The sequence below is a fragment of the Humiphilus diazotrophicus genome (assembly GCF_059726315.1).
The window spans coordinates 7,483,003-7,509,757 of sequence record NZ_AP040870.1 but is presented as its reverse complement, the minus strand read 5'-3'; the positions used below and the strand labels follow the sequence as shown (position 1 = coordinate 7,509,757).

Below are 26,755 nucleotides of genomic sequence, written 5' to 3'. Positions count from 1 at the left end.
TCCGTATGATGGCCAAAAGAAAATTTGACAGAATTCTTGCAGGCATTCTGCTGGGCGGCTCTGCGGTGTGTGGAACCATGGCATGGAGAACTCATGCTGTCCTTGCAGAGACAGACAACACCTCGCCCGCTGCGCAGCTTAGCTATACCCAGAATGTTGCCCCGCACTATAACTATCGCTTCGGAACTGACAGACCGTTCTTGCCTTCGAATGCTACGACCGACACAGGCGAATTCCTGAACCCGAAGGCTTTTCCCACAGCAAAATACTGCGGACACTGCCATCGCGAAGCTTATGCACAATGGCGGCAGGCAGCTCACTCGAACTCCTTCCGTCCACCGTGGTATCGCAAGAACGTAAATCTTCTGGCAGATTCGAAAGGGATCGAGTTCACCCGGCATTGCGAAGGATGCCATAATCCCACGGCGCTCTTCTCCGGCGCTCTGACCAAGCAGTCCAGTGTCGACCGTAAATTCGATGAGGATGGAATTACCTGCTCGGTCTGCCACTCCATTCAGAAAGTCAACACTCGTGGCACCGGCAGCTACATCTTCGCCCAACCTGCTGTCATGGTGGATGAGAACGACAAGCCTGTCTATGGGGAAGTCCCCGACAAAGAGATTCTTGCGCACCTGGATCGCCACACGAAAGCTGTAATGAAGGACTTCTATCGAACAAGCGAATACTGTTCGGTTTGCCACAAAGCCGCCCTGCCACGGGAGCTGAATGACTACAAATGGCAGCGGGCAATCTCGTTGTACGACGAGTGGCAAGTCTCTTCCTTCGCCAAGCAGTCGCCGCTTCCCTTCTACGTAAAGGATAAGGTGTCCACTTGCCAGGACTGCCACATGCCGCACGAAAAGTTGGAGACGACCGACTACGGCTCCCAGCCTGGAAAGTTTGCTTCGCATCGCTGGCTCGGTGCGAATACGATGATTCCCAAGTACTACAACTTTGACCAGCAATTGGAGAAGACAATTGCGTTCCTTCGCAATAACGTCTTCAACGTAGATATCTTCGCACTCGAAAAGAACAGCGGAAAGATGATCGCACCGCTTGGCACAGAGTCCTTCTCCGTCGCTCCGGGAGATGTTCTCACTGCCTCCGTGGTCATACAGAACAAAGGGATAGCGCATAGCCATGTCCCCGAACAACGCGATATGTACGAGAGCTGGGTAGAGTTCGAAGTAAAGGATGCTTCCGGTCGCGAGATCTATCATTCCGGACAACTGCAGCCCGACGGTAATCTCGATCCTCGTGCTCACAGCTTTACCAATCGCCTCATCAATGTGCGTGGCGGGCTAAACGATCTCCATCAGGTGTGGGACACGCGCGTCGTGGCCTACAATAACACCATCTCTTCCGGCCGCTCACAGCTTGTCCGTTATCAATTCTCCGTACCGCAGGATGTAAAGGGACCACTTACGGTAACAGCCAAGGTCAACTATCGACGCTTTAACCAGCACTTCATGAACTTCGGTCTGGGCAAGCACTATGAAATGCCTATCGTCGATATGGCTTCGCGCACACGGACCTTTGTCATCGGAGAGAATGCACCAGCCTCCGACCCACAAGACAATAAAGACTGGATGCGGTGGAACAACTACGGCATTGCCATGCTCGACGCACAACAGTACGCCGAGAGTGCCAAGGCCTTCCGCCATGTCTCCGAACTCCGCCCCGACTACGCCGATGCCTATACCAATATCGCGATCGCCAACTTCCAGTGGGAGCGCTACGACGTCTCCCGGCAGATGTTGCAAAAGGCACTGGAGCTGAGTCCGAATAATGCTCGCGCTCTCTACTATCTGGCACTCGTTGAACGCAACCAGGGAAAACTGGAGAATGCCATCGCCGATCTGGAAAAGGTCGTCGCTCAATTCCCTCTCTCCCGCGATGCTCATCGAGAGCTCGGCTTCTCTTACTACCAGCAACACAAATACGAACAAGCACGAACGGAATACGAGAAGCTTCAAACAATCGATCCTGACGACCTGGCAGCCCACTACATTCTGTCGATTGTCTATCGCAGATTGGGCATGAAAGCCGAAGCAACAAGAGAATCTGCCATGTTCGCCGATCAAAAGGACGATCCGACAGCCAGCACCTATGCACTGGAGTTCCTCCGCAAACATGGTGAAATCGCCTCAGAAAGCGTGCCCTGGCACACTCATAGTGCCCTAACGCCAATGTCGCCGGAAGGGAGCGGCGCTCAATCACGATGAAGAAATTCGGGACCTGTTTTTCTGTTGTACTTCTGCTGGGAACATGCAATCTGGCAATAGCTGCTTCCGTAAAAGAACAACGCACTCACGGAGCATCCGTCTTTGAGGACAGCGGCTGCCAGCATTGCCATGTCGTCGCAGGTAAGGGAGGAACCAAAGGACCAAATCTCTCTGCCGTTGGCTTGAGGTTGAAACCAGAGCAGATGAAGAAACAAATAACGGAGGGCAGCCAGCAGATGCCTCCCTTCGGAGAAACCCTAAAACCAACCGAACTCGACGATCTAGTTGCTTATCTACGTTCTCTTAAAGATAAGAAGATGAAATAGTCTGTCCTGAGCATCAGAGTGGATCCCCCTCTATTGTTGCAATGGCGATGAGTATTCCATATTCGGATGCTCTCGCAGTCCTGGGGACTCGACCATCCTGCTCTTCCCCATTTCCCTTATTTAACTGAGGAGTGAACGGAAGCAAGGAATAGGCCCAAAGGGCCGAGACAAAATGTCAGCCCAGTCTCTACAGCAAACGATGAAGAAGAAATCAGAGCAGGAAGGTGGCGGTCAGAAACCGCCACCCTTCCCAGCTTCTTCCTCTTTTCCATGCCCCAATGGCTAATGTAAAAACTCCAAGCCCAGTCCATCAGGACTAGGTAAACAGACCACAAATCTGAGCGCCAGAAGCGCGTTACCTGCTCTCGAACCCTGTTGTTCGAAGAAATGCCCAGGAATATCTCAATGCCGGGTCTGATCGAAGACCTAAATTGCTCCAGCCATAGGGAAAACCAAGGAATTCACAGCCAATGAATGCTAACTTCCGCAATTCATACTAAGATTCTTTGCATAGAGGGATTCCGAGCCGTGCTGAAGACCCCAAAATCAGATAATCGCTCCTTCAGCTTAAGTAGTGGCATTCAACCGCGTTCCCGCATTGTCGAGCCGCAATTTCGAGCTCCGTCAGTGACTCTGGCGATAACCGAACGAAGCCGACTGCGCGTTGCAACCTATAACACACACAAATGCCGGGGCTTTGACGGCAAGGTTGTTCCGGAACGCATCATAGATGTCCTCCGGGAGCTGGATGCCGATATTGTTTGTCTTCAAGAGGTAGTACACGCGCCAGACGGACCGTCGATTTACGATCAGGCAGGAGAGTTCATCCGCGCTTTTCCTGCATACAACTGGTGCTTTGGTGCCAACCGCCCTTTGCGCGGAGGCATTTATGGAAACATGACATTAACGCGTCTGCCCATACGGGCATGGCGCAATCATGACCTCACAAGGCAGGGTCGCATTGCCCGCGGAGTTCTCCAGGCAGATCTGGAGGTGGGCGAAGGCAAGCTGCTTCATATCTTCAATGTGCACCTTGGGGTGGGTTATGGCGAGCGCCGTTATCAGGCAAAGAAATTAATGAGCGTTGAAATCCTCGGTCAACCCGAGTGGCATGGACCGAGGCTCATCCTCGGTGATTTCAACGAGTGGACACGAGGATTAACGACAAAGCTGCTCAGAACGAACTTCCATACCTTTCGCCCGAGACACGGCTTTCGCTTTCCTCGCACCTATCCGGGAATGCTCCCACTCCTGACACTCGATCACTGCTACTACGAATCACCTCTGGATCTACAGGAGACACATCTCTGGCGAAGCCGAAAGGCGTTGATTGCCTCAGACCATCTGCCGCTTGTTGCAGAATTCCAGATAGAGATCTGAACAAAAGTCGAGACTTCGCCCCAGCGGGGTGAATCAACAAGAGCCCAGCACGGAGTCCGCTTTGCGAACGGGAGCGCTGGGTTAGCTCTCCCTCGAAAATCTCCGCCCCGTATGGTAGCGGAATGAAATGCTCCACAAATCGTAGGTGATTGATAGCTCGACAGAAGGCGGCGTTACTCTCCTGAGGAAACAAGAGCAAGCGCTTCGGCATTGTTGCGATTACGGGAGGCTCCGACAGCAATATAAAGTCCGGCTGCGATGATTAGCGCCCCGCCAATCCACATTGAAAGAGTCGGCTTCTCATGCCAGAGCAGATACGCAACCAGGGTTCCTGAAATCAACTGCGTGTAGTGGTACTGGGAAACATTGGCTGCAGAGGTATGTTTCAGTGCGATGAAGAAACAGAGACTGCCAATCGCGGCAAATACTCCCATGGCCACCAGGACCACTGCAATCCCCTCCGTCAGCGGCTCCGCATGTCCTAGCATGAAAGCAAACCCCATCACGGCAGAAAGAATTCCGGAGAAGAAGGTAAGGCTCTCGGGCTTCTCAGTCTGCGTTATGACCCGGGACCACACCATGTTGGATGAGAAGCAGATTACACAGATAAAGCAGGCTCCATAGCCCACCCAATCGCCATGCTTGATTGCATTGACCGGATCTACGGCGATGACTACGCCCACAAAGCCAAGAACGATCGCGGCAGTTGTTCTCCATTGCAATCGTTCATTCAGGAACAATGCCGCCAGAATAGTCGTCACCATCGGCGCCATAAACACCAGAATGTAGAACAAAGCTAAGGGCAGGTGCCGGAGGGCAATAACGACACAGAGATTATTTCCAACATCCAGGCAAGAGCGAACCAGTGGACGTCCCGGACGCTTTGGCCACAGCGATGTCAGCTCATTCCTTAGCAGCCCTCGGAAGAAGAGAAATCCTGCAACGAACAGGCCGAGGAAACCGATGACTTCGTAGGCAGGCAGCCTTGTGTTTCCAACGATCTTAATGCTGGTATCAGCCAAAACCCAACAGGTAAAGCCGGTTACAGCCAACCCTACCGCTTCCAGATCAGAAATCGCAGCCTTCATCCTCTAATGTCGAAATCCCTATATAAGACACCATATCAAAGATAGAAGGAACGAAAGACAGGTGTCCCACATTCCACACCGCTTGAATAGCTGACTTGGAGCGGAGAACATCAACCGATCACGATGTATGGGATTGAAATCAAAATGATTTGAAAAAAATAGCGAAGCTGTTCAGAGCGAAAGCCGGTCGTGACACAAAAACACGTAGAAATTGCAGACAAGCTTTCCCTGGGGCCAAAAACCAGACTAGAGCATTTTTCGAATTAGTGTAGACTGAGCATGGCGAAACTCAGCGACAAGCAAAGCAATGGCGAAAGCCTACGAAGATGATCTGCGACGTAAGTTCCTAGCAGCCTATGATGATGGGAATGGGACGCTGGAGGAATTGGCAGAGCTATTTGGAGTAAGTGTAGGTTGGGCGAAGAAGGTTTCCAGCCAGCGGAAGCATAGTGGTCAAGCCGAGCGAGTTGTTCATCGTCCCGGGAGAAAACCACACGTCGGAGCCAAAGAGCAAAAGCAGGTAATAGCGTGGGTGGAAGCGGAGCCGGATTTAACGTTGGCTGAAGTGCAAGCAAAGTTGCACAATGAAGCAAGCGTGGAACTGAGCTTGGGGCGGATTTGGTTTCTACTTCGGAAACTGGGTTTACGGCTGAAAAAAAGTCGCTCTATGCCAGTGAACGCGATACCGAAGCGAACCGCCAGCGACGCCAAGAATTTGTCGCCAAGATCCAGGCGACAAGTCTGGAACGGCTGATCTTCCTTGACGAGAGTGGTGTGACAACTTCGATGACGAGGCGTTATGCCCGTTGCCTCGGAGGCACTCGTATACACGAATCTACTCCTGGAGGACAATGGAAAATCATGACCATCCTGGGAGCAATGAGTTTTCGTGGCATGGTAGCAACGATGACCATCGAAGCCGCTACCGATGCGGAGATATTCCTAGCCTATGTCGAACACATACTCTGTCCGGCACTGACAGCTGGCGATGTGGTGGTAATGGACAACTTGAGTTCCCATAAGGTCAACGGCGTACGGAGGCTGATCGAGGCCGCTGGAGCAGAATTGCTATACCTGCCGCCTTACTCGCCCGATCTGAATCCGATCGAAAAGGCTTGGGCTAAGCTCAAACAACTGCTTCGGGCTGCCAAAGCTAGAACCAGAGAATCCCTTGAGCAAGCTATAGCCGACGCTCTCAAGCTTATTTCCCCTGATAATGCTCAGGCTTGGTTCCGTCTCTGTATAAATGGTCTACACTAATTCGAAAAATGCTCTAAATGTCGCCAACCTGATCTTTCGAAAAACCTTCCAACACAATCTCAATCCAACTGACCAGCACAGTTACAACACATCCCAACACACCTGTGAAGAACACAATTTCCAGGACTAAAAAGATCCAGGGAACAAGTTGCTCTACCATTTAGGCCCCATTCAGCAGTTCCAAATGTATATACACTCTGCCTGCCCGTCATAATAGGCCCGCGATTACACTCTTGGGAAATCCTTCATAAAACCTCCCGCAGGTTACTGATTTTAATAAACATAATACAACTCTCCTCCGTTCGTTCCTCAAAATGCTGCCCACAGACCACTTCTCCGGGTCGCCTTTCATGCTGGTTAACAATTGTCTTCTATATACAACATTGTCCTTGTTAAATGACAAAAGGTCGGCTATGTTGAATGCAGAATCAAGACCTCAGAAGCTTTACGCGAGGAAACCTTATGCCGGACAAGTGGCGAATCTACGACGAACTAATCTCTCTAATACCGGAAGACTCGACCATTCGAGCCTGTGTTGCCGGCCTCAGCTGGTTCCTGGTTTCCTCCTCGGGAACGGGCCTGTCCATGCGGCCACGAGAAGAAGATGGCATGATCCGCTATGCCGGGGATCTGGTCGGACGGCGCACCCGCGAAATTGCCGCATGGATTAAGTCCTGGAACCCTTATGAAGCGGCACTTGGCTTGGCAGCGATCAACTCTGTCTTGAATGAACCTTCTCAGGTAGAGGCCAACTGCGAAATATCCATCGACGACTGCCCAAACGAAGATGTCTTTCAATATCTTCGTGAGGAATTGCGAGGCAAGAAGGTAGCCGTCGTCGGACACTTCTATGGGCTGGAAAAGCTGGCTCCTATCTGCACGCTCTCTATTCTCGAGCGCAAGCCGCAACCGGGCGACTTCCCCGATCCGGCTTGCGAGTACATCCTGGCCGATCAGGACATTGTCATCATGACGGCCACTACATTGATCAACAAAACCCTCCCCCGCTTACTCGAACTTAGCCGCCATGCACGTGTCGTTATTGCAGGTCCCAGTACACCCTTGACACCGCTGCTGGCCTCCCACGGCATTGATCTGCTTGGAGGGCTGGTGGTTTTAGAGGAGCAAAGAGTCCATGAAGTTATACAACAAGGAGGCCGTCACGACATCTTTGCCTCCGGAACAAAAATGGTCAAGGTTCCTCTTGCCGCGGTTGCAAGTGCTTCCAACTCCAGATAAAGAGAGCGAAGTACAAAAAGACCCAGGAAGCCGACGCGAGCTTCTTCTCATTGCAGGACTCTTTGTACTTCTGCTTCTGCTGGCGATGGTATCCATGCTATGGGGCCAGTATCACGTGCCTTTGCGAACGTGGCTGAACCTGTTTACGGGAGCAATACAGCCCGGTACGCCAGATCTTGTACTGTTACAGATTCGCCTGCCCCGAGTAATTCTGGCAGCATTGATCGGCGGAGGATTGGCAGTCTCCGGAGCCTCCTATCAAGGGCTCTTCAATAATCCGATGGTCTCACCCGAGATTCTGGGAGCAGCCTCGGGAGCCGGCTTCGGAGCAGCCATCGGCATTCTTACCGATCAAAACATCTTAACGACACAGGTACTTGCCTTTGTCATTGGACTGGCGGCTGTTCTGCTCGTCTGGCTGATGGCCTTCCGCTGGGCACGCTCGGGCGATCCGGTGCTGGTACTTGTCCTGATCGGCATTCTGGTCAGTTCCATCTTCACCGCCCTTATCTCTCTGGTGAAGTATGTAGCCGATCCTTACAGTAAGCTTCCTGAGATTACGGTCTGGCTGATGGGCAGCCTGGCGCCAACCACCACGAGCGATGCTCTCTTCGCCAGCATTCCCATCCTGATCGGACTCATCCCCTTGCTGCTACTGCGCTGGAAGTTGAACGTCCTCAGCTTTGGAGAAGAAGAAGCTCGAACCTTGGGCATTGACACCACAAAAATGCGCTTCCTCATCATTATCTGTTCCACGCTGATTACAGCGGCAGCCGTCTCCGTTGCAGGAATGATCGGATGGGTAGGACTCGTAGTTCCACATCTGGCGCGCATGCTCGGAGGTCCGAATCACAAGATTCTTCTTCCCGTATCGCTTCTTACCGGAGCCTGTTATCTCCTGCTTGTCGACGATATCGCGCGCAATGTCTACACCACGGAGATTCCTCTTGGCATTCTGACCGCAATGATCGGCGCTCCATTCTTCCTCTATCTGCTAATCCGCACACAGAGGGATCGTCTATGAGATTAACTGTGGAAGGGCTCTCTGCCGGATACGGCAAGAAGCAGGTTCTTTACGATCTCTCACTCAGTGTCGCATCTGGCGAAGCTCTCTGTCTTCTTGGCGCAAACGGTTCAGGCAAAACAACGATGCTGAAGGCCATCCTGGGACTGCTTTCAACAAAGTCGGGCAAGGTGATGCTCGATGAACACGATCTGTCAGGATGGTCGGCCCGGGAGCGAGCTTCTTGCCTGGGTTATGTGCCGCAGGAACACAGCCTGCCCTTTGCCTACAAGGTGAAAGATGTCGTGCTGATGGCGCGCTCCGTGCATCTCAAGCTTTTCGCTTCTCCTGGTAAGCGGGATATCAAAATTGCGGAAAAGGCGCTCGATCAGTTACAGATATCATGGCTGGCGAATGCTCTGTATACCGAAATCAGCGGCGGAGAACGCCAACTGGTTCTCATCGCTCGCGCACTTGCTCAAGAGCCGCAGATTCTGATTCTCGATGAACCCACGGCCAACCTGGATTTCGGCAACCAAATTCGTGTCCTGCAAACAATTAAGCAACTGCGTTCCAGTGGATTAGGAATGCTTTTAACGACACACTCTCCGGATCACGCCTTTCTATGCGGCTCGCACGTAGCACTGCTGCAACATGGACGATTGCTGGCAACAGGCTCTCCGGAAAGTGTTCTGACGGCGGATCAACTCAGTAAGACTTATGGAGTTCCGCTGCGAGTTATGACCGTGGATGCTAACACTCCGGTAGTGCTACCGATGTTTGAACCTTAAAGAAATCGTAATGGAGATTATCTAGCAATCAACGATAACCCAATGTTTCCCAGGAAATGAATGTGAGAAGACTGAAAGCTGTTCTACTTTGCACTTTTCTTCTATTGGGGGGATGCCGCCTACTAAAGCACGACGCTTCTGCTCCGGATGCCAATCACCGCGTCTTTGTCGATATGGCAGGCCGCAGGCTCATCGTTCCGAAGAAGATCACTCGCGTTTACGGGATGAGTCCTGTTGGGACCGTCTTTGTCTACACCTTAGCACCGGAAGATCTGTTGGGCTGGAATTATCAACCCGCCCAAGCAGAGCTGTCGCTCATCCTTCCGCAATACAAAAACCTGCCCGTCCTTGGAGGCTGGTTTGGCAAAGACAATACCGGGAATTTGGAAGAGATCGTTCGCATTCACCCCGACATCATGATCTGGATGGGCCCTAACCTTATCCCGGATAAGCCGGACCGAGTCCAACAGCAAACGCATATCCCTGTCGTAATTCTGGACGGCAGACTAGACCGCCTGCCTCAAGCCTACGAGAAAGCTGGAGAGCTATTAGGTGTTCAGTCACGAGCAAATGAGTTGAGCACGATTTGCAAGCAAACGCTGGACGAGGTTGCGCACAAAGTTCAGACCATACCCGAAGAAAAGCGCCGTCGTTATTACTATGCGGAAGGGCCTAGAGGACTTGAAACCGAGCCGGGGTTAACCTCGCACACAGAAACCTTCGACTTCGCAGGCGGTGTCAATGTTGCAGCAGTCCCAGAACAAAAGGGCTATGGCCATACGCCGGTATCCATGGAACAGGTGTTGCGCTGGAATCCGCAGATCGTGATTACCGGTTACGACCACAGTTCTTCGCCCGGCGTCTTTTACAAGCATGTGTGGAACGATCCTCACTGGAAAGGCATCGATGCTCTAAAGCATCGTCAGGTTTATGAAGGTCCTCAATATCCATATTCATGGATCGACCGTCCACCTGCCGCAAACCGGATTATAGGCATAAAATGGCTGGCGAATCTTTTTTATCCCGACCTCTTCCCCTATGACATGCGTGCGGAGACGCGCAACTTCTACGCAAAGTTTTATCACGTACAACTTACAGATCAGCAACTAGATCAGATACTAGCAGCAGCAACGAGGAATCATGAGTAACTACGATTGGCAACAACCGGTGACCATTCGCCCGGTGGGATACGTAGAGTCTCCGCTCAAGACCTTCAACGATCTCCCAACCTACAAAGAAGAGAGCTGGGTAGTCATGCGTAAAGATCTGGAGGATGGACTTCTAGGCCTCGAACACTTCACGCATATCTACGTCCTCTATCACCAGCATATGCGCGCAGAGTGGAAGATCCGCGCGCATATGCCTCCTGATGTCGAAGTACTAACAATGCCTCTCATGGGAGAACCTACCTGCAAAGGTATCTATACAAGTCGCTCCCCTGCACGTCCCTCCGGTATCGGCTTCTGTATCGTTGAACTGCTGGAAAAACAAGGCAACCGGCTCAAGGTTCGGGGGCTCGATGCCGTCGATGGAACACCGGTTCTCGATATCAAAATCTATATTCCGAAATATGACTGTTTCCCGAATGCAGAAGCGCCACTCCATTGGTGCCAGAAAACGGAGATCGAAACCACCTCTCGTCTTTTGCACTGGGACACGATAAATGTGGGCTTCTGCATCGGGCTTCGCGCCGGACGCCGAGCCCTACGAGAGTTGGGCCTCGGCCGCAACGACCCCAAATCGGCGGTCGTCGAAGGAGGCAACTTCTTCGCTCAAGGAATTGAAGCTGTTACCGGATGCAGTGTGCTGCATCATACGATGAGCTTCAAAGAAAAGCCGCATTCGCTTACCGATTGGATGGTTCGCTTAACAGCCGATAACGGCAGTTGCACGATCCGCGTAAAAGACCAGTTGCACGCGGGAGCAGACGAGGTTCTCGACCTTCCCGACGAAGTGCTCTTCGACGAAGTTGAAAAGGAGGTAGCTGTCCGTTGAAGTGTCTGTTTGCTGTATTCCCTTCACTGAACCAGGCCGCTCTCGTGCGACGGCACCTTTCGCACGAGGGCGTGTACCTGGAGATGTGCCGGACACCGGAGTGCCTGCTCCACACCGGATGCAGCTTTGCTCTCAAGGGAGATAAGCAACAGATGCAGATACTAGATACAGTTTGCAGACGAATCGCACTCACGCTACGCGGCATCTTCGAAGCAGAAGACGAGCCTTCGAGAAAGCCAGCAATAGATCTCGGAGAAGAGGAACAATGATCTATCTCGATCAGGCCGCAACCTCCTGGCCCAAACCTCCCGGCGTCAGCACCGCTATCTGTCAGGCACTGGAGCGTCCCTGGGGAAATCCGGGAAGAAGCAGTTATCCGGAAGCCTTCCAGGCAATCGAGAAAATTCTCGAATGCCGACAGTCTCTGGCAACACTCCTCCACACCGACGATCCACTTCGCTTTTGCTTTACAACAAACGCAACCGAAGCCCTGAATCTGGCACTCAAAGGCTGTCTCCGCCCAGGTGACCACGTTGTCTGTTCCAGCATGGAGCACAATGCTGTTTGGAGACCCCTGGTTGCCCTTTCTCAAACATGTGTCAGCTTTTCGCATGCCGACGCAGATACAGAGGGGCGAGTCAGCGTCGAGGCTGTTCTACAAAAGCTCCGTCCGAATACGCGCATGGTTGTTGTGCTTCATGCCTCGAACGTAAGCGGCACAATCAATCCCATTGCAGAAATCGGCAATGCTCTTCGCGGCAAGGACTGTCTCTTTCTCGTCGACGCCTCGCAATCGGCAGGCTCGCTTCCCATCGATGTTGAAGCAATGAACATCGATCTATTAGCCTTCCCTGGACACAAGGGCTTACTTGGGCCGCAAGGAACGGGAGGGCTTTATATTCGCGAAGGAATTACCCTCAAACCTCTGCGCGAGGGAGGAACAGGCAGTGACTCTGCACTCCCCAACGTTCCTAACTTTATGCCCGATCGTTATGAGACAGGAACATTGAATACTCCGGGAATCGCCGGACTCCAGGGAGGACTCGAATACATCCTGCAGCATGGTGTCGAAACCATCAGAGCGCACGAACAGAAGCTCACTCAAGAATTGCTTGCAGGACTCGCGACAATTTCTGGGATCGAACTCTTTGGTCCGCCTCCGGGAGAAGAACGGGCGCCCGTTGTCTCTTTCAGAATTGAGAATCTGAGCTGCAATCGTGTGAGTGAGGAATTGGCTGACCATTATTCCATTGCCTCTCGTCCTGGCCTGCACTGTGCATTCCTCGCTCACCAGACCCTCGGCACCGAGAAGACTGGAACGGTAAGGCTTAGCATCGGCCTTTCGAATACCTCGAAAGATATTCAAAGAGCACTCCAGGCAATCGAGCAGATCGTAAAGGATAGCGCCGGATAAGACTGGTTATGGAAACAAAAGTATCAGGCCGTGAGCTCTTAAAATTCAATTCAACACTTCTCCCCAGAGAGGCGAATCCTGAAGTTTCTACATCTGTCATGGGGGCATGGCAAAGAGGGTGGCGGTCAGAAACCGCCACCACAGCCGGTTCGGAGACCGGCGGTACGATTCTGCACGTCTGCCGTAGATTCATAAAACGCACGGAGATGGCACGAACGGCTACGATTCGTTCCACCCCATCCGGGGCGGAGATCCTGTTGGCATTGGGACCACGGGTTTCGCTACGCTTCACCCGTGGCTACTCTCTCGGCATCCCTCCAGGATGCCCTTTGAGTAATCTTTGCAAAGTTCTGTGATCTATCGAAAATTCACAGCTCAAGAGGAATCAGGGTAGATGTATCCGCAAGCCCAGGAAGATCGCGCAGCTTTTCCGTCTGCAAAAGCTGCTCTTAGCCTTGGCCGGATCGGACACAGTAACTCTGATTTCGTTTTAGATTACTTTCTCTGAGCCGTCCATGGACCATCGGCCCGGCCTTCGACCTTCATACGTCCGCCAGCCGAATCTCCATCAATCCACCCCGCCAGAGTTGCTGTCGCGGGCACTTTGTTGGCAGACCAGGTGCCGTTGAACGTAAGCTCTACATAGCCATTGCGCCATGTTCCGCTGACCGCCTGCTCCTGACCAAAGGCCCCGGACCAGGTACCCTTTACCGCGTTACCATCGCGATGAAGATTCATGATTCCCTCATAGGTGCCGTAATCGCTGGCGAATTTTACGGCCCAGTTGCCGGAAGCTTCGCCACCATTCGTGACGGCTACCGGCGCTGCAGGAGTAACTTTGACATTGGAAAAATAAGAGTCCTCGCCGGAGTATCCCCATAGAGCAACTCTTCCCTGCAGTTCTTCGCCCTTCATCCCATTCACTATCAGACTTGGATTCTCCGCCCCATTGACAAACAACTTTGCAGTTCTTCCGTGAATCTCGATCTTCATCTTGGTCCATTGTTCGGGCTGCAAATCCACATAGGATTCGTAAATAGACGGCCATTCCCGACGTAATCGATACCAGTCATATCCCGGCGCAGCGGAATACTGCACAGAGTGGTTCCGCATAGCCTGATCTTCGGAGTGGGAATTTCCGGGTCTGACATAAAACAGATCGTAGGATGAAGCATCGGCCTTCGTTCGAAAAGCAATTCCAACAAAACCGGGCATCCGAACACCAGGTCGAGACACAAACTTTGTAGCAACATCAGCCTCGATGATTCCATCCTGAATTTGCGTGCCCTTGAGAACAGCCATGACCTTTTCACTCGACTCCGTCGTCGTCAAATGCAAAGCTGTACGCCCCCGATATTGGACGATTTCGGCCCTTCCTCCAACCACGTTGAGCGCGTTCAGATCGGCTAGCGAAAAACTCTGAGTTATCCCGGGAGACGCGATTGGTTTACTTGAAGTTTGCGCGTTTACAGAAGGGAGCGCAGAAAGGCCAAGAACTAACACTCCTGTTACAAACAGCAGAAAGGAAAACTCAAAAGTCTTCGAACACTTGCCACCTGAGAGGACCCGATTATTCATTTGCCTATCACCTCGGCATCCAATATTTCGCCACAGAAAAGATCTGTGCGAAATGCCAGACTGGAAACCCTCATGAGCAATTCACAGCCCAAAAGAGAAGCCTTCTAAATATCCTGGAATCATATATTAAGACGCAACATTACTGTTACTTATGTCCGAAAAGGAATGGGTGTGTCCGCAAATGAACAGCAGACAAGCGATCCGGAATTAATTACGACTGCAGCTTCCGCTGCAGCAAACCGGGACAGCAAGTTACCTCGGGCTGGTCTCAGACTGTACAAAAAAGAACTCCACACGATTCTTGAAATTCTCAAATCGTGTGGAGCAAGCGGAATGATTCAGCTTTTTCCATGGAGACCATAAAATCTAGAACTGATATCGCAAGTTCAAATACCAATTCCTTCCTTCCTGGGGATAACCAGGAACAAAGAAGTAGTTCCTATCGAGAAGATTCTTGACTCCCGTCTGCAATGTCGCCGTCTTGTAGAACGGGATCGAGCCGTTTAGCTCTACGGTGCTAAAGCATGAACTAAAGGGTTTGTAGAAAGGAGACGTGCTGGCGTAAGTCGTATCCTGCATTGTCAGACCTCCTTCGTAATGAACAAGAGCATTCGCAATTGCCTTGTGCGGCAATCTAGTTGTAAGGCTGCCAATGAGCTTGTTTTTCGGTAATGTAGGCAGGGTCTGAACGGTAGTATTCACCTGACTCACGTTTGCAAAGTCAGAGAATTTGTACTCAAGAGTCCGGTTCAGATAACTATAGCTGCTATCGATGGTGAGCCATGAGATAGGAGTGCTATGAATACCGATCTCCACGCCCTCATGCACCTCTTTCCCGATGTTTGCATTCATATTGCAATATCCCTTCAGTCCACCGGTGTTGTTCAGACACTGAGAATTGGAATCGGGAATATAGACCGTCTCAATCGCATCTCTTAAATCACTGCGATACAACACTACTTCCAGCCGCGTTGTAGCCGGAAAGAGGTGCGTATAACCGATGTTCCAATTGCGGCTGTGCTCCGGACGGAGATCCGGGTTGGGGAGCCCCTTTCCCATGCTATAGGAGTAACTGTCCTTCAGCATCGGGAAACGTGCAGCATCGGCAAAAGTAACAAATACGGTATCGCTAGAGGAAATGCCATACGTTGCCGTAACCTGCGGATTGTAGTTCCACACATGTGACGTGCAGCCGGAGAACTTTGTATTCTTTGGATCCGTAGTACAGGTTAGAGCCATCAACTTCGTGCCTGCTGAGTTGTAGGCCTGAGCCTGCAAGCCATTCATATGGTCTGCGCTGAATCCTGCAGAAATAGAAAGGCGCTTACTAAGCGTAAAGTTGTCCTGCACACCAATAGAGATCTGCTGGTCGCGATCAACCAATGCAGGTTGTACAAAGGGATAGGGAGCTTTTCCTGGATATGTTCCATACTCGCGATGTGTGTCGTCCTTAAAGAAAAACGAGGCGCCGAGCTGGTTTCGAGCGATGCTGTGGTTGGTAAACTCCATCGATGCCCCATCCGTGTGCTCGTCATAATGACTGTGCTCGGAGGAACTGCTCTTCATCGTCGAATAGGTCGCATCATCGTACATATCGATGCTGTTGCGGAACTGATCGTAGAAAGCCCGGAACTTGAGCCAACTCTGTTCGCCTACAGCAGTATTGGAGAGGAAGTAATAGCTGGTCTTGTTCCAATAAGGCCACTTCCAGAAATTTCTGAATGTTGCCGTCGAATTTGGACCGGCATAGAGGGGCACGCCCTTTTGGCCCTTTTGATTAATGAAGCTGAAGACATATTCGTCTTCGCCTTTGGGTCTCCATCCAATACGTCCGCTGTACTTTGCGTCCTGTGTATAGGACTGCTTTCTTTCATAGGTAGGCTGATACTTGTTCAGGACGAAGTTGCCCGAGAGCGGCATATAGTCCGTTTGATACCAGTCGACCGAACCCTGGGCAAAGAACTTTGGCCACAGAGAACCCAGATGGAGCGAAGACAACAGGCTGTCGCCCGCAGCCGTTCCCATCAACGCATCGCCCTCAAAACGCTTTACCGGCTCGCGAGTCACCATGTTGATCGAACCACCCAGCCCATTCGGTCCCAACAACGGAGAAGAGATTCCCCGCGAAACATCGATCTCTGCAAGATCACTGGTCAGAAAGCGGTTGAAGTCGACATAGCCGTCATAAGGAACATAAATCGGAATTCCGTCCAGATAGAGCGGGACCTGACCACGCGAACTGAAGCCGCGAATCGTGATGCCTGCTTCGTTTCGGTTGCCATCGATATGCTGGATCGATACTCCAGGCAGATAGTCGAGAGCCTTGGCCGCAGTCACGGCGTTGTATTGGCGGATGGTGCTCTGATCGATCGAAGTCGTAACCAAAGAGAGATCGGAGCTCTTACCCGTTACCTGCACTTCTGCTATGCCCAAATGAAATGGATGATTGGGATCCTGGTTCAGAATCGCCTCGATCAGCAGATGGAGACTCTGTGCCTGTTGCGTTGTTTGCTCCGGAGTCCACGGCTGCGCCGGCGCTGGAGCAAGAGAGAGTTTCGAATTCGGATGTTGCTTCAGCCAGCTTTCAACTTCAGCACGTATCCGCGTCACTTCCTGCGAATTTGGTACAGCCTCCAGTTGATGCAGATCGTCGGACCAAGTCGCAGAAGGCCGATTCTGCGCAAAAGACGACATCCCAAGCGCAAGGACCCAAAGGATAAGCAATTTCGGTGTGTCGTTTATAAATTTCATATGTCTTTTTTACGTTACAACTAAAAGTGACAACAGCTTAATCCAAATTCCTGAAAACAAAAAGAAAAAAGATTGCCCAATAGGTATTCCCTTTGTACCGCCGGTCTCCAGGCCGGCTGTCGTGTGGGCGTCCTCGCCCACACAGGCGATGCAGCATAGGAAATGGAAGTATCGTTCTGTTCCCGTCTTCCCAAGTGGAGGGCCTGGAGACCCTCCACGACAACTGGCGAGGACGCCGGCGGTACAGTGCCGCGGCAGTTGACAACATTCAGTCACAATCCGGTATGTTGGACAGATGGAAGATCTCCGATATATCGAGTTCCCCGCACTACTCCCTGTAATCGAAGACAACCTACAACGAACATGCGGATATTTGTCCTGGCTGTCGGAAAGAGCTACGAAACTGCATGAATAAAAGAGTAGGTGTATTTGCCTGGGGCCTCGTTGCTCCTAAATCTCCAAACATTACTGCTTTCAGAAAAAATCTGGAAGGATCGGAATCCTGGCTATCTCCTTTTGAGGGCTTCGGACCGAACAATTTTCTGGTTGGGCAGCCGGAATTCAACTTCGAGGATTATCGGCCCTGGATCGACGAACGCTTTGCACCGCGGCACTTCCAGAATCTGAAGGAAAAGATGGATCTGCCATCGCTCTATGCCATCGGAGCCTTCATTCAAGCTATCGAACAAGTCCCAGCGTTGGAGCCGTTGCTTCGCGATCTTCGAGGAGAAACCCACGTCTATGTCGGGACAGGACTGGGCGCAATCGACACGGTTTATAAGAGCAGCATCGCTCTCCACGAAGCTCAAATAAGATGGAATACCTTCTGGGCTCGCCCCGATAAGAACTCGGCAATCGCTGCGTATCTGGAGGATCGCATCGCCGGTAAGGATATCGAAGCAGCAGCCAGTACACCGCATCGATACTCCCCACCTTCCACGCCAATGGAAGAAGGTTCACCGGAATGGGATGTTTTCTGGATGGCTCAATCGCCGGAGTTAGCCGAATATCTGGCGGAAGCAGCGAGCATCGACAGCCTGAGCGTCGAGGGAGAAATTGAGAACAGTAAGCTCAATGTTCTACGAGAACGAAGCAGACGCCACGCCCGTCTTCAAGGAAAATGGCAGTCGCCCGAACCACCCTGGAAGGTTTCGCCCAATCTCATCTGGAACATTCACAATACTCCGGCAGCACAGATATCGATCCTGTCCGGGATCAGCGGACTCAGCTTTGCGCCTGTCGCTGCTTGCTCCACCTTTGGAGTTGCACTTCGCTTGGCCATGCGAGCTATCCAGTGTGGAGACGCTAAAATTGTTGTAGTCGGAGCCACCGATCCTCCACCGCATCCGCTGACGGTTGGCTCGTTCTATGCGGCAAGGGTTCTGGCCGCAACCGGCAAAGTATCCTATCCGCTAACTCATCTCCAAGGAACTCACGTAGCGGGAGGATCTGTCGTTTGGATTGTCGGCGATATGGACTATATGATCAGCCAGGGTTTTGAGCCCATCGGGATGGAGCCGGTTGCAGTTGGCGTAAGCGCAGACGCGCATCACATCATTACCCCGTCTGCAGAAGGCCCCAGAGCCGCGATCAGACAAGCCTTGGAAGAAGGCGGCGCAGAAGCCAGCGACATTGGAACATGGGATCTGCACGCCACCGCAACTCCCGGCGACTATGCGGAGCTCAGCACGCTACGAACAATGCTTCCTGAAACGGTGCTCGTTACTGCACGGAAAGGAACCTTCGGACATGGCATGGGCGCCGGTAGCGGCTGGGAACTAACAGCACAGTACATGGGATTTGAAGCAGGCCATCTCTTCCCCACCCCGTTAACAAAGGACGAGCTGAATAAGACAATTGGAGCACTCCACCACGAATTCGTCTTCACCCAAGCCTGCACACCTCCAGCAGGGCTTGCCGGAAAGCTTTCCATGGGCATAGGTGGCGTAAACGCGTGCGTAGTATCACGTCCGCTCAAAAAGTAAATAACTCTTTCAACCCGGGAGTCTACACTTACAGCCTCCCGGGTTTCTGCACTCGCACATTTCAATCCACGGAGAAACCAACTTAGAATCCCGCGAACATTTACTCGCTTGCGGTGTCTAAAGACAGCATGAAGTATTGGCCGCCTTCCAAGTCGCTTGCACTTCTCCTTATTACCTCAAGTCTGCTCGCAATTGCCTGCTCAAGGAATACCGTCGCGCAGACCACCCTCAATCCACAAGAGCCACGAGAGCAAAGCGTTTATCTAGGAAGACCTGTAACTCACCCGGAAGAGTTATCCGGCATATGGGAAACCTCTGACCAGGACGGCGGAGTGATAGGCTTGCAACTTGAGCTCTCCGTTTCTGCTCCCCCGAACGCAACAACGCTTGTTGGCGCCCCTTTGAGGTGGGTCTCTCTTCAAGCACGTCTTTATCAACGAACAAGTGGAGAATTCACTCCCGGCTATGGGACTGGAGGCAGTGATACCCTGCAAGGCGGGCTACGCTATGAAAACGGACGTCTGACACTACACTCATCATTCCTGGATTTGGATTTGCAGCATATCGCCGGAGACAAATGGACAGGACGAGTGCATCGTGGTCCCCTCGATACCCAGGTAACATTGCGACGGCCTACATCCTCTTCAACAGGGAGCAATGCCTGGTTCCTTGGCACCTGGTCTTCTGCCGAAGGAGTAACCCTAAGCTGTTTACATATCGCACAGGGCGCACCCGGAGAATACATTGGATGGTTCGACTCACTCAAGGCCATGGGTCGAGTCTTACTTTCACCCACGATCACGAAGCGCCCTGATTCGGGGGGATATTTCGGCGAGTTATTAAAGGTCGAATCGTCAATTACCGGTGAGACCAAAATCACGCGGAACGCCTACGGAGGACTTTGCTGTTCTCACACCTTTATAGCCACTCCATCCAAGGGCGGGACCATGATGGACGCAGATTGGCTCGAAGGGATGAATCAAACTCCGTACCGATCAAAATGGAAAAGAATGGCCGGTGATAGCTGCATCCCGGCCAATCCACACACTGCGAAAGCAGCAGAGTGATTCATAAAGGGGGGAGGCATAGTGTCTAGTGATGGGATTCTGCTCGATCGAATCTCCAGTAATCGAAGTTAAACAGTGGTGTACCCGGATCTCCTTTAAACACAAAATAGAGATCATGTATTCCGGTTGCATTGGAAACGGGAGCCGTCAAGGTTTCCCACCTGTACCATCCGCCGGTCGAGGTAACCGGCAATGAGCCAATCATAGGCCCATCGGTACGATCCAGATGTAGCTCAATCGATCCACCATTCGAACCGCTGGCAACGCTGGCCGTAAACGTCGAGGCGGACGACTTACTAAAATCCACGCCCGCAACTTTGATATAGCTGCCATTATTTATTTGGGTGACATAGACACCGATCTTGTCGCTCTGCATGGTCCTTACACCGGTCTTCCAAGTGCCACTGAGAGCTCCAGATTCCCATGCAATGGTTTCAGCTTCATTCTGGCGATACGGATCCAGGGTGCCAAGCTGCTCGACGCCCTTTTTGTCCCACCATGGGAGAGTAGGGATAGTGCCATCGGAATTGTAGTTAAACTTAGCAGCACAAATGGAGCGTCTTTCCCGATGTACGTCTGTTAATGAAAAATTGAGCACGTAATGGAATCCAAAAACATAAGAGTGTCCCTTGTAATCAATGATGCCTGGGTGGTTGCCAGACGACCTCTTGTCCGAATCCATGATCATGCCTTTGTATTCCCAAGGACCGACAGGGCTGTTGCTCATGGCATATCCAATGCCTTCCGGACAGCAGTGTGACGCATAGGCCATGTAATACTTGCCATCCCGCTTGTAAAACCATGGGCCTTCCTGGTAGTTCTCGGGCTTAGAATCCACCTTCACGATGCCACCTGAATACGAAATCATGTCCTTGTTGAGCTTTACATACCAGAGATTCGGATTGCCCCAGTAAAGATAAGCCTGACCATCATCGTCGACAAAGACGGTTGGATCGATATTGTCCGCGGCTTTATCAATGAGGGGATGACCGAGTGCATCTTTGAAAGGGCCGAAGGGGCTGTCGGCCACGGCTACCGCAATCACATTTTTAGGCCACCCGGGCACACTGATGGGTGTGTACAAGTAGAATTTTCCGTCCCGCTCCACAACTTGCGGCGCCCATGCATCGTTGGTCTGCACAGCCCACGGAAAGGTCGCCAGAGAGGCCACCGTGCCATGGTCAGTCCAGTTCACCATGTCTGTAGAGGTATAGAGCTTCCAATTGACCATCTTGAATCCTGTGGCATCATCCTCATCATGGCTGGTATAGAGGTATACCGTTCCCTTGTAAACGAGGGGAGCAGGATCAGCTGTGAAATTGGTTTGAATGATAGGATTTTCCGCGCGACAAAGACAGGGCAGTAGGAAAATGGCAAGCGAAGAGATGGCGAGATGTCGTAAGTAAGAATGTAAGCTCATTGCTGTCCCCAAGGTTAGTGAATGAGATTCCGAATTACAGCATTTCCCGAAATACTGTGAACTTTCTAAGTTAGGTAAAGAGTGGCTTTCTTTGATGGAAAGCCGCGCCAACCTCTATTACTTCGATCTACGTCTTTCCGGGAAATACTTTTGGAGGAGAGGGCTCAAAGCCTTCCCAAATGCTGTGAATTCCATGTCGAGTGAAGAGCAGCTTTCTCCTGAATACAGCCGGAATCGTAAAGGCGAATTGGCTTCGGCTGTGTGTCAGGGCAGGACTTCAGTCCTGCCTAAAGCTGTCTTCCTTGGGTGTGAGACATTCTCGGTAACGAATGTTGATGAAGGTGCAAAAGCATTAAACCTATAGCCGTTCCCGCGTTCTGCCATTGCCTCTTCACATCCAAGACTAATCAAGTCGTGTCTTGTAACTGTTCGCGCAGCCCTACCTCACGCTGCATTTGTTACCGAAAATGTCTATTCACTCTTATAAGACTTGCTGCGGCTGGCCTGAAGGCCAGCCCTGACACAATGCCACAAAACAAGCTGAATCACTTGTATTACTATTTCACTTCTCTTAATTCTTCTTTCTCTAAATATACAAATCCTTGTGCAGGTTTTCCCTTAAGAGAACCTGCACATCATCGATATTCGGGCAAAAACACCGTAACGCTGTTTTTGCTCTAAGCTTTGTCCTTGATCCACACCTGTGATCGGACTGGTGGATGCTGTGGGCCTTGTGCTTCGGCATTCTCTGAAGAACCGCCATTTGCCGAACCTGGAGCATAATCCACAGTACCGCCCAAGACCTCCGGGCCGCCTTTGACACGATTCATGCGGGCATAGTGAGGGATAGCCAGCAGCGGCGAACCATCCTTCCACTTACCCGTAATCGCCATCTGTCCACCCAACAGATCTTCACGCCACTCCGCCTTTAGTGGAGCAGCACTGAGAGGTTGGGTAACATCGGGCTGATCGGCCTTCTCAACGTTATAGACCAGGGGACCATAACGTAGAGCGACGGTTCCAACATCGGCTTTGACCAACGGATCGGCCTTGACACGCTGCACTTCCATTGGAAACTCGACACTGATGCTGTCGCCCGCCTTCCACTCGCGCGTAATGACGGCATAGCCTTTCTCGATGTGCGGCGTGACAGTTTTGCCATTTACAGCAAAGCTCTTTAACCCACGCAACTCAGGAGTCGAGGTGTACAGCTTGCTGGTTTGGCGGTTGGGAACACGGACATAAACGGAAAAGGTCTTGGTCTCTTTGGGATTAACGGTAATCGAGACCGTCCCGTTCCAGGGATAATTCGTCTTCTGCACCATCTCTACTTCAGTTCCCGCAATCTTGCCAACATTGACGCGGCTACCGATGAAGAGATTCACATAGACTGCATCCTTGCTCTTCACATAGCTCCACGTCGGAACCATGAGCAAGGTACGCGGGATATTTCCGACGCAGCAGGGGCAAACATGCCAGGGCGTGCGAATCGTATCCTCAAGAGGATTGGTGTAACAGAAATTCTTCCCTTCCAGATCCACCGACCCCATCAGAGCGTTGTACATCGTCTCCTCGTACAGATCGGCAAACTTAGCATCATGATAGGAAAGATTGTTTTTGTACTGGAAGAAGATCAATCCACAGCTGGAACAGGATTCGCAATACGCATCGTTCGGCAGCGAATAGTTCGGACCAAAACCCTCTGAGGTTTCGCCGCTACCGACTCCACCCGTTACGTAATACTTCTTGTTAACCATGTTGTCCCAGAGCGACATCACGGCACTTTGATAATCGATGTCGCCCGTTTCGGCAGCAATATCGGCCATGCCCGAGTAGAAGTAGACGGCGCGGACAGCGTGGCCCACGGCCTCGTATTGACGTATCGGAGGAAGATGGCTCTGGTCGTACTCCTGCCCGCCACGACGGGAATCGAGCAGGAAGCGGGCAAGCTTAATGTAGCTGTCACCGCGACCATTTCCTTCCATGTCATTCACGAAGCGCCCGAAGCGAACCAGCGCCTGCTCCATCTCCTGGTGCCCGTCAAACCACTCTTTCTTTCCCGGTCCGATATTGGCAACCCAACAATCGGCCAGCTTTTTGGCGGCATTATAGAGACGCAGATCCTTGCCATCGGTCAGTGTGTAGTGATTGATGGCGGATTCGATGAAGTATCCGGCGACATAGCCTTCATGGTTACCACGCTGCTCGGGCGACCAGTGTTCCTTCCACTCCGAGCGGTCTTCCAGGGTATAAGCAGTCTGCAAGTAGCCATCGGGCTCCTGTGCCGAGAGAATGATAGGAATCCAGCGATCGATGGTCTCCCGCATCTTTGCCTGTGCTGCCAGGATCTCCTGATCACCCTGGGCATCCACCATCAGCGCAATGCACATCGACTCGACCGTCTGATGAACCCAGGCATTAGAGAAAACATAGCCCTTGTGCTTACCATGCGGTTCTCCACGCAGAGCCTTGGCAGCTTCGATGAAGTTGTCGATGCCTCCGTCACCATTACCGGGCTTCAAATCGGTGCGCTCGCAGTAGTAGATACACTGCGGAATCCAGCTGGTGATGAGCGATTTTGCCCTCTTGTTCCAGAAAGGATTATCAATCGAATACTTCGTTGTGTAGACCACGTCCAGACGCTCCTTCGGAGGAGCCGATTCGGCCTGGACACGAAGCTTCGAAACGGATGTCTCCTTGCCGCGCCCTGCCATCAATTGAAGGATGTATTCTCCAGGGGCAGAAAACTTTGCCGTTGTTTCGGAAGCAGCAGCGTTGGCAAAGGTCACGGTTCCAGGTCCGGAGACTTTGCTCCAGACCGCGCGATTCATTACGGAAGGCTCAAGCCACTTCGCCTTACCGGCCAGGTAAGTCTGACCGCCAAGCACAACCACGCGGTCCAGACCAGCTTCAGTGATCGGAGGGAACGCAGGCACCTGTCCGGAGCTGAGCACCTTCCATTCGAGGATGCCGATAGACTTCTTGCCGTCGCCCTCTATCTCCAGACGCAGCTTATCGGTCGTCACCGGATCGAAGGTAGTGCTATTGAACTGATTTCCGGCAACGCCCAGGCCCTTGGCATTGGAAATGGGAACAAAATCCTTACCATTCCAATAAAGCACGCGATAGGAGGCAGGCAGACCAACGCCTCGTCCATCTTCCCACCAGTAAAGATCGACTTTACTGGTAGTTACCGGCTTGCTCCAGTCGTACTGGACCCACTGCTTATCCGTACGAGGCCAGGTTCCGAAAGGAACGACGCGATAGTCTCTCGAACTCGCGGGATTCGACTCATCGTTTAGTGCAGACAATTTCGTGTCGCCGGAGGTGTAGAGAGCCGAGGGTGTTGCCACAATGGCCAGATTGACCGGTGTAGCACCAGCATCCGCCAGAGCATTGGCTGTAAGAGGTCCGGCGGCAGCGGCAGCTACCGCGGTCCCTGCAACTCCAGCAAGGAAGGTGCGCCGACTGACCAGGTGCTCCATGGAATTATTTGCCTCAGAGGGCGCCTTGCCCTCACGATCAATAGAAATCTTCTTTGACATGACCTTCTCGTTCGTACCGGCAATTACGATTCAGAAAGCGTTTGCTGAAACCATACTCCGTTCAGGCCGCAAATCTACCCAGAATCGTGTTCGGGACAATATAACAACACTTCGAAAGAGGAAGAAAGCCTTTTCTCTCTAATTTGAAGAAATGGAAGCTCTTAAGTGCCCCCGCATAAGCTGAAATTGAAAAGAACCATCCCGAAGACATCCGTTGTACACTGATTCCGGCGTACAGGCCGCCACCAGTCCGCGAAGAGGACCGAGTCCACCTGTGAAGTTTCTACAACAAGATTCATACGTATCTCCTTTTGCCTGACGGCGGACCACGGGCACAACTATCAAGGAGGTCCGTCATGCCGCAACGTCACTTTCCCGTTCGTCCGAACCTGGATCAACTAAAACGCCAAGCCAAAGAGCTGCTAAAGTCGATACGCTCAAACGACCCCGAGGCTATTGCCGATTTACAGCAGTATCACCTTCGTCTTGTCGAGCCCTCCGAAGCGAAGCTTGCCGATGCACAGCTTGTTCTTGCCAGAAGCTATGGACTTCCCTCCTGGCCCCGCCTGGTAACAGCATGTCGCATGACAGATGCCATCTGGAAGGGAGACACCGAAAGAGTTCGTCTGCTGGTGTTAAGCGATCCCAAGTTACTCAACGAGGATGCGCGTGGCATTAAGGGCAATTGGGGACCGCCTCTTTCCTATGCAGCGAATGTCGGGCAGGATGCCATCATCGAAATGCTTCGGGGACTTGGCGCCTCCGACCTGGAATATGCCTTTCAACGCGCCTGCCTGCAAGGACATATTGAGACGGCACGCAAGCTCCACACCATGATGGGCGCACCCCGCCCTGCAGATGGCACGTTAGACGGACCAGCCTACACTCTCAACGTTGCGGGAACAGAACTGTTGCTCGAACTCGGTGCCCGCGTCTATGACGAACAGGGGCACAGCCTCGCTCCTGTTGGCGTTGTCCTGGGAACCGATAGCCGGGATTCTTTCGCCAAACATCGCATCCTGGAGTCGTATGTAGAACACGGATTCTCCCTACCAGACACTCCCACCATGGCTTTGCATCGAGGCCGTATCGATCTTCTCGAAGATCATCTTCGGCGTGATCCCAATCTGCTTCGGCGAACGTTCAGCCACGAAGAGATCTTCCCATCAGAGCAGCTTGGCTGCGGAGACGAAGTGATGATGACCCACGGAACTCCACTTTCAGGGACTACCTTACTTCATATCTGTGCTGACTATGGCGAAATCGAAATTGCTCGTTGGCTGCTAGATCAAGGGATGAACGTCGATGCACGAGCTGCAATCGACGAGGATGGCTTCGGCGGCCACACAGCTCTTTTTGCAACCGTCGTCTCGCAAACAAATTTCCGCAACAATCACCTTGGCCACACCCCGGAAGCAGCGTTCACACGTCTGCTCCTTGACCGGGGAGCCGATCCAAATGCTCGCGCATCTCTACGCAAAGAGCTGCATCCCGGCTACGAGATTAAAGGATTACATGAATATCGCGATGTTACTCCACTTAGCTGGGGAGAACGCTTCCATTTCAAAAAGCTCGTCAACACAGAAGCAATGCGTTTGATCCGTGAACACGGAGGACACGCTTAAGGTATCTCAGAAATTGGCGGCCACTATGGTGTGAGCCGCCATTCCGAGGAAAGGCGGCTCTGG

The 26,755-nt window shown here is 52.1% G+C and carries 21 protein-coding genes; 15 read left to right on the top strand and 6 right to left on the bottom strand.

Annotation, left to right across the window (positions count from 1 at the left end; genetic code table 11):
• Positions 1–5: 5 nt before the first annotated feature.
• The 3 genes from AC6I7T_RS30035 to AC6I7T_RS30025 all read left to right on the top strand — a co-directional run bounded on the left by AC6I7T_RS30035 (position 6) and on the right by AC6I7T_RS30025 (position 3,931).
• Entirely contained in the window at positions 6–2,225 is a 2,220-nt protein-coding gene (locus AC6I7T_RS30035; RefSeq protein ID WP_497791555.1) for a tetratricopeptide repeat protein, read from the top strand.
• The gene (locus AC6I7T_RS30030) at positions 2,222–2,551 is read left to right on the top strand and encodes a c-type cytochrome (protein WP_497791554.1); all 330 of its coding nucleotides are present in this window, start codon (positions 2,222–2,224) and stop codon (positions 2,549–2,551) included. Before AC6I7T_RS30035 ends, AC6I7T_RS30030 begins: the two co-directional genes overlap by 4 nt.
• A gap of 528 nt (positions 2,552–3,079) precedes the next feature.
• Entirely contained in the window at positions 3,080–3,931 is an 852-nt protein-coding gene (locus AC6I7T_RS30025; protein ID WP_497791553.1) for an endonuclease/exonuclease/phosphatase family protein, read from the top strand.
• A 173-nt stretch (positions 3,932–4,104) separates the two neighbouring features.
• Here the strand turns inward: AC6I7T_RS30025 and AC6I7T_RS30020 are convergent, their stop codons facing one another.
• Positions 4,105–5,019, bottom strand: a complete 915-nt coding sequence (locus AC6I7T_RS30020) for a DMT family transporter (protein WP_497791552.1) — start codon at positions 5,017–5,019, stop codon at positions 4,105–4,107.
• Positions 5,020–5,637: 618 nt separating this feature from the next.
• On the opposite strand from AC6I7T_RS30020, the gene AC6I7T_RS30015 reads away from it, so the two are divergent.
• Positions 5,638–6,279 carry an IS630 family transposase gene (locus AC6I7T_RS30015; RefSeq protein ID WP_497788089.1) on the top strand — a complete coding sequence of 214 codons (642 nt, stop codon included), beginning with the start codon at positions 5,638–5,640 and terminating at the stop codon, positions 6,277–6,279.
• Positions 6,280–6,292: 13 nt separating this feature from the next.
• Here the strand turns inward: AC6I7T_RS30015 and AC6I7T_RS30010 are convergent, their stop codons facing one another.
• Positions 6,293–6,439: a hypothetical protein gene (locus tag AC6I7T_RS30010; RefSeq protein WP_497791551.1), complete on the bottom strand. Its 147-nt coding sequence runs from the start codon at positions 6,437–6,439 to the stop codon at positions 6,293–6,295.
• A 260-nt stretch (positions 6,440–6,699) separates the two neighbouring features.
• Here AC6I7T_RS30010 and AC6I7T_RS30005 point away from each other — a divergent pair, with 260 nt between their 5' ends.
• The 8 genes from AC6I7T_RS30005 (at position 6,700) to AC6I7T_RS29970 (ending at position 13,077) form a co-directional block, all read left to right on the top strand.
• Complete coding sequence (locus AC6I7T_RS30005) at positions 6,700–7,518, top strand: Rossmann-like domain-containing protein (RefSeq protein ID WP_497791550.1); 819 nt, start codon at positions 6,700–6,702, stop codon at positions 7,516–7,518.
• Positions 7,484–8,542, top strand: coding sequence for a FecCD family ABC transporter permease (locus AC6I7T_RS30000; RefSeq protein WP_497791549.1), 1,059 nt, complete (start codon positions 7,484–7,486; stop codon positions 8,540–8,542). The genes AC6I7T_RS30005 and AC6I7T_RS30000 overlap by 35 nt, the downstream gene beginning before the upstream one ends.
• Positions 8,539–9,312 carry an ABC transporter ATP-binding protein gene (locus tag AC6I7T_RS29995; protein WP_497791548.1) on the top strand — a complete coding sequence of 258 codons (774 nt, stop codon included), beginning with the start codon at positions 8,539–8,541 and terminating at the stop codon, positions 9,310–9,312. Before AC6I7T_RS30000 ends, AC6I7T_RS29995 begins: the two co-directional genes overlap by 4 nt.
• A 62-nt stretch (positions 9,313–9,374) precedes the next feature.
• Positions 9,375–10,460 (top strand): ABC transporter substrate-binding protein, encoded by a 1,086-nt coding sequence (locus tag AC6I7T_RS29990; protein WP_497791547.1) that lies wholly within the window; start codon positions 9,375–9,377, stop codon positions 10,458–10,460.
• Positions 10,453–11,307 (top strand): tRNA (N6-threonylcarbamoyladenosine(37)-N6)-methyltransferase TrmO, encoded by an 855-nt coding sequence (gene tsaA / locus AC6I7T_RS29985; RefSeq protein WP_497791546.1) that lies wholly within the window; start codon positions 10,453–10,455, stop codon positions 11,305–11,307. The genes AC6I7T_RS29990 and tsaA overlap by 8 nt, the downstream gene beginning before the upstream one ends.
• Positions 11,304–11,576, top strand: a complete 273-nt coding sequence (locus AC6I7T_RS29980) for a hypothetical protein (protein WP_497791545.1) — start codon at positions 11,304–11,306, stop codon at positions 11,574–11,576. The genes tsaA and AC6I7T_RS29980 overlap by 4 nt, the downstream gene beginning before the upstream one ends.
• On the top strand, positions 11,573–12,721 hold the full coding sequence (locus tag AC6I7T_RS29975) for an aminotransferase class V-fold PLP-dependent enzyme (protein WP_497791544.1): 1,149 nt from the start codon (positions 11,573–11,575) through the stop codon (positions 12,719–12,721). Before AC6I7T_RS29980 ends, AC6I7T_RS29975 begins: the two co-directional genes overlap by 4 nt.
• Positions 12,722–12,729: 8 nt before the next feature.
• Positions 12,730–13,077, top strand: a complete 348-nt coding sequence (locus tag AC6I7T_RS29970; RefSeq protein ID WP_497791543.1) for a hypothetical protein — start codon at positions 12,730–12,732, stop codon at positions 13,075–13,077.
• Positions 13,078–13,216: 139 nt separating this feature from the next.
• Here AC6I7T_RS29970 and AC6I7T_RS29965 read toward each other — a convergent pair whose 3' ends face one another.
• Positions 13,217–14,299 (bottom strand): hypothetical protein, encoded by a 1,083-nt coding sequence (locus AC6I7T_RS29965; RefSeq protein ID WP_497791541.1) that lies wholly within the window; start codon positions 14,297–14,299, stop codon positions 13,217–13,219.
• A 366-nt stretch (positions 14,300–14,665) separates the two neighbouring features.
• Positions 14,666–17,050 (bottom strand): TonB-dependent receptor plug domain-containing protein, encoded by a 2,385-nt coding sequence (locus AC6I7T_RS29960; RefSeq protein ID WP_497791540.1) that lies wholly within the window; start codon positions 17,048–17,050, stop codon positions 14,666–14,668.
• A gap of 407 nt (positions 17,051–17,457) precedes the next feature.
• Between AC6I7T_RS29960 and AC6I7T_RS29955 the strand changes: the two genes are divergently transcribed.
• Positions 17,458–19,035, top strand: coding sequence for a beta-ketoacyl synthase N-terminal-like domain-containing protein (locus AC6I7T_RS29955; RefSeq protein ID WP_497791539.1), 1,578 nt, complete (start codon positions 17,458–17,460; stop codon positions 19,033–19,035).
• A gap of 128 nt (positions 19,036–19,163) precedes the next feature.
• Complete coding sequence (locus tag AC6I7T_RS29950; protein WP_497791538.1) at positions 19,164–20,102, top strand: hypothetical protein; 939 nt, start codon at positions 19,164–19,166, stop codon at positions 20,100–20,102.
• A 25-nt stretch (positions 20,103–20,127) separates the two neighbouring features.
• On the opposite strand, the gene AC6I7T_RS29945 is transcribed toward AC6I7T_RS29950, so the two are convergent.
• The gene (locus AC6I7T_RS29945; RefSeq protein WP_497791537.1) at positions 20,128–21,522 is read right to left on the bottom strand and encodes a glycoside hydrolase family 43 protein; all 1,395 of its coding nucleotides are present in this window, start codon (positions 21,520–21,522) and stop codon (positions 20,128–20,130) included.
• Between the two features lie 677 nt (positions 21,523–22,199).
• On the bottom strand, positions 22,200–25,067 hold the full coding sequence (locus AC6I7T_RS29940) for a beta-L-arabinofuranosidase domain-containing protein (protein WP_497791536.1): 2,868 nt from the start codon (positions 25,065–25,067) through the stop codon (positions 22,200–22,202).
• Positions 25,068–25,423: 356 nt separating this feature from the next.
• On the opposite strand from AC6I7T_RS29940, the gene AC6I7T_RS29935 reads away from it, so the two are divergent.
• Entirely contained in the window at positions 25,424–26,692 is a 1,269-nt protein-coding gene (locus tag AC6I7T_RS29935) for an ankyrin repeat domain-containing protein (RefSeq protein WP_497791535.1), read from the top strand.
• The last annotated feature ends 63 nt before the right edge of the window (positions 26,693–26,755 follow it).